This is a genomic window from Providencia sp. UF-183 (assembly GCF_058246155.1).
The window spans coordinates 1-240 of sequence record NZ_JBSICD010000121.1 but is presented as its reverse complement, the minus strand read 5'-3'; the positions used below and the strand labels follow the sequence as shown (position 1 = coordinate 240).

Sequence of the window (240 nt, the reverse complement as noted above, 5' to 3'; positions counted from 1 at the left end):
GGATACACTGGCCGGGCGTGATCGTCTCAGCGGGTTTTGGCGGTAGAATGGCCCTGCGCCAGAGTTCATGCGTTTGGCTACCCAACCGTTGTTCAATAGCGATACTGACCAGACTGACCCTGCCACTCTGTGTTTGGTAGGTCTGCGGCAAAGAGAAACAGAGATCATTTCCCCGTAGCGTAATATCCGCAGTGTAAAAACGTTGCTTTTCAAGCATACAACCACTGAGCAACATCATCA

1 protein-coding gene is annotated in these 240 nt (G+C 51.2%); it reads right to left on the bottom strand.

From position 1 onward, the window contains the following. On the bottom strand, positions 1–217 hold a 217-nt coding region (locus tag AC4IFT_RS22615), incomplete at its 3' end, for a putative T6SS immunity periplasmic lipoprotein (protein WP_490752996.1). Between the last annotated feature and the right edge of the window lie 23 nt (positions 218–240).